Source organism: Streptomyces sp. SID3343, assembly GCF_009865215.1.
Lineage (GTDB): Bacteria > Actinomycetota > Actinomycetes > Streptomycetales > Streptomycetaceae > Embleya.
Map to the genome: position 1 here is coordinate 1 of NZ_WWJX01001178.1, position 3392 is coordinate 3392.

A 3392-nucleotide genomic window follows, 5' to 3' on the forward strand; every position below is an offset into this window, starting at 1 on the left:
GCCTCCCACCACGCCTTCACCGTCGTCACCGACGTCCCGGTCTACTTCTGCGACCCCGCCAGCCCATGGCAACGCGGCTCCAACGAAAACACGAACGGCCTGATCCGGCAGTACTTCCCCAAAGGCACAGACCTGTCCGTCCATACCCGCGAACGCCTGGACGCCGTCGCCGCCGAACTCAACGGCCGCCCACGCAAAACGCTCGACTGGGAAACCCCAGCCGAGCGCCTGCATAAACTGCTCGCCACGACACATCAGTGATCATGTGTTGCGACGACCCCTGGAATCCGCCCCAAGTGGGGCCCTCTGTCGACTTCGACCCGCAGAACCCACCGAGCGCGGTGCCAACCACCCTCGGCGCGGTCGAGCTACCAGGCCAACGTTCCCGGACACCTACGCGGGCTCCAACGGCGGCAGTTTCACCGTCGCACAGGTACCTGTCGATCCACCGGCTGAACTCTCCCAGCGACGACTGACGGACGAGGACAACCCCTTCCGGCGGCAACTCCGTCAGCTACTGAACGCCAGCGAACTCCCCAACGTCACGCTGCGCGTCATCCCTCGGGAAGGCGGGGAGAACGGCACTCAGAGCGGTTCGTTCAATATCTTCGAGTTCGACAGCGTCAACGATTTTGCATTCGCCGAATCGGTCGCCGGTAGCGTGTTCATGGAGGCGGAGATGGACCTACGCCGTGTACACCGGCTCTACAAGGGTCTTGCCGATGCAGCTCTCTCGTCCGAAGAGAGCCGCGATTTGATCACGAGTATAGAAAGGAGACCTCGCCGCATGAACGTAACCGATCTGTACAACGTCAGCCTGGACGACGCATCTTGGCGGAAGAGTTCCTACACCGCGAACAACGACCAGTGCGTCGAGATCGCCGAACTTGGCGCGCTTCCTGCCGTGGCGGTGCGGGACTCGAAGAACCCGCATCTCCCGGCAAGTCGCGTTTCACAGGCCGCTTGGCGGCAGTTCATCGCTGCCGCCAAGGCCGGAGGCCACGTCCAGGCATGACAGCTCACGACAAGGCGGACCTGTACGCCATCGACCTCTCGAACGTCGCGTGGCGAACCGCGCCCGGCGCCGCACCCGACGATCGCATCGAGATCGCCGCGATTCCGGGTGGTGGCATGGTGCTCCAAGCACCGCCCCGATTACGGTGCCGTGGTCCGTACCCTGGACGCCCTCGTCGGGCCGCGGAGGAGACTGCTTGGGAGACCTACGGGTCCGCTTCTCGATACGTGGGTCTACCAACCCGTTCCCGACCGGCGCGTCCTGATCGTGACTTTCGGCGTCCACCCCCTCGACACCACGACGGCCCCGGTTCTCAGCCATGAGCACAAGGAGATCGGCCTCTTCGCCCGCGCCGAGATCCCCGACCTGTTCACGCCCGACGGGTACAAGCGCTCGATCGAAACGTGGTTCGACCATCCCCGGCGGCCCTGAATCGGGCATGACCGGAGCACGCCGCTGCACATGCGGGCGCTGTTGGTCCGTCTCGGCAAGTCCGCGCGAAACTAGGCGCGTTCGCTCGCGTGGTGTCGCTGATGCCGTGGCCGGGAAGGTCGACGGGGCCGAGCAGGCGGAACTCCGTACGGAAGCAACTACCCGCGGATAGCGTCGTGTTCACGGTTAAGGGGGATCGTGATGACGACGGAACGTGCGTTTCCGCCCCGCGTGACAGCCGCGGAGCGGGTCGCTGTCGAGGCGGGATTCGAGAACAGTTGCCTCCCGGAAGTAGGCAGGCTGCTCGGCCTCGCCGCGGCCGCGAAGCCGAATGGCGTCGTCGCGGAGAGCGGCACCGGCTCAGGAGTGGGTACTGCCTGGCTGCGCAGTGGCCTCGGCGCGGGTGCGCGCCTGGTCACGGTGGAGCGGGACGAGGATTTGGCCCGTCGAGCGGCCGGTGTCTTCGCGGACGACGACCGGGTCGACGTTCTCACCGGGGACTGGCGGCTGCTTGAGCAGTACGCCCCCTTCGATGTCTTCTTCTGCGACGGTGGAGGCAAGCGTGACGACCCCGAGCGGGTCGTCGAACTGCTCGCTCCCGGTGGCCTTCTCATCCTGGACGACTTCACCCCTTCGCCCCATTGGCCGCCTCGTTTCGGCGGCAAAGTGGACGAACTCCGCCTGTTCTACCTCACCCATCCGGCCCTGAACGCCACCGAAGTGCTCACGACACCGCTCGCTGCAACGATCGTCGCGGCCCGCCGTCTCTGACCGGGAACCGGCGACGGCGCCGACGAAGCCATGTGGGGCCGCCACGAGTTCGGCTTCTCCGTCGACGTCGCCTTCTCCCGGCCCCCGCCCCCGGAAGTCCGCCGCCGACTGACCGAACTCACCGCAGCGCCGACACGAACCCGGCGTCCGCCCGGTGAACGCCTCCGCCTACATTCCGACCGTGGACGGACCCGGCGGAGTCGGCAAGTCCACCACCGTCGCAGCGATCACCCGACACCCGCGCGACACCGAGCACGCCGAGCACGCCGAGCACGCCGTACGTCTACCGCGAACTCGACCTCTACGAAATGGCGATCGACATCCTCGAAGCCATGACGGAGCCCACTCTGCGCTTGGACGCGGACGCCCTCACCCCCGCGAGTGCATCCGCGGCGATCCTGCCCGCGATCCGGATTCGGTCGGCTACCGTCGCACCCGACCCCGTCCTGCGACCCGGACAGAGAACATGACCCACACCGGCCCCGTCATCGACGTGCACCTGATCCTTCGCCGCGGAGATGAGATCCTGCTGTCCCAGCGTGGTGGCTCGTACGGGCACGGACTGTGGCACGCCCCCTCGGGCAAGCTCGACCCCGGCGAGACCGTGACGGCCGCTGCGGTTCGGGAGGCGTCCGAGGAAACCGGAGTCGTCGTCGATCCCGATCACATCCGGCTCGTCCACACCGTCCATCACCATCAGGGTGACGGCGCCCCCGGCCGCATCGGATTCTTCTTCGAAGCCACCGAATGGGAGAACGAACCGATCAATCGGGAACCCGACAAGTGCCTGCGGCTCGCCTGGTTCGCCGTCCACGGTCTTCCCGAGGAGCTCATCCCCTACCCGGAGGCGGGACTGCGCGGATACCTCGACGGCAACACCGGCCTCACCGTTCATGGTTGGCCATCGGGTTCGGTGCGACGCTCGTAGACGCCTCGGTCGAGCGCACTCGGCCTCGGCCGGCCGGGCCTTGACGGGGACCGGCCGTCACCGGCGGCTTCGCCTTTGGGCGGCGGGAGTTGTTCCCACGCGGTTCTACGGCACCGGGCAGCGGGGTCCGCCCGCGTAGCCCGGGTTTCGGGCGGCCCTTGGGCAGTTCGAGGGTAGGTGGGCCGGCTGCGGATTCGCCTTCGGCGGCGGGAGTCGTTCCCACCCGCACCACCCGTTGCGTTCCGC

At 67.2% G+C, this 3392-nt stretch carries 5 protein-coding genes; all 5 read left to right on the plus strand.

The features are described 5' to 3' along the window. Nucleotides 1-261, plus strand: a 261-nt coding sequence (locus GT354_RS37240; RefSeq protein WP_161355674.1) for an IS30 family transposase, incomplete at its 5' end; no start/stop codon positions are given. Nucleotides 262-265: 4 nt separating this feature from the next. Next, nucleotides 266-1015: a Scr1 family TA system antitoxin-like transcriptional regulator gene (locus GT354_RS56785; RefSeq protein ID WP_346012346.1), complete on the plus strand. Its 750-nt coding sequence runs from the start codon at nt 266-268 to the stop codon at nt 1013-1015. A 267-nt stretch (nt 1016-1282) separates the two neighbouring features. Next, nucleotides 1283-1447, plus strand: coding sequence for a hypothetical protein (locus GT354_RS54955; protein WP_237535843.1), 165 nt, complete (start codon nt 1283-1285; stop codon nt 1445-1447). A gap of 198 nt (nt 1448-1645) precedes the next feature. Then, nucleotides 1646-2218 (plus strand): class I SAM-dependent methyltransferase, encoded by a 573-nt coding sequence (locus GT354_RS37255; RefSeq protein ID WP_161360812.1) that lies wholly within the window; start codon nt 1646-1648, stop codon nt 2216-2218. Between the two features lie 466 nt (nt 2219-2684). After that, the gene (locus tag GT354_RS37260; RefSeq protein ID WP_161360813.1) at nt 2685-3146 is read left to right on the plus strand and encodes an NUDIX domain-containing protein; all 462 of its coding nucleotides are present in this window, start codon (nt 2685-2687) and stop codon (nt 3144-3146) included. Nucleotides 3147-3392 lie beyond the last annotated feature (246 nt).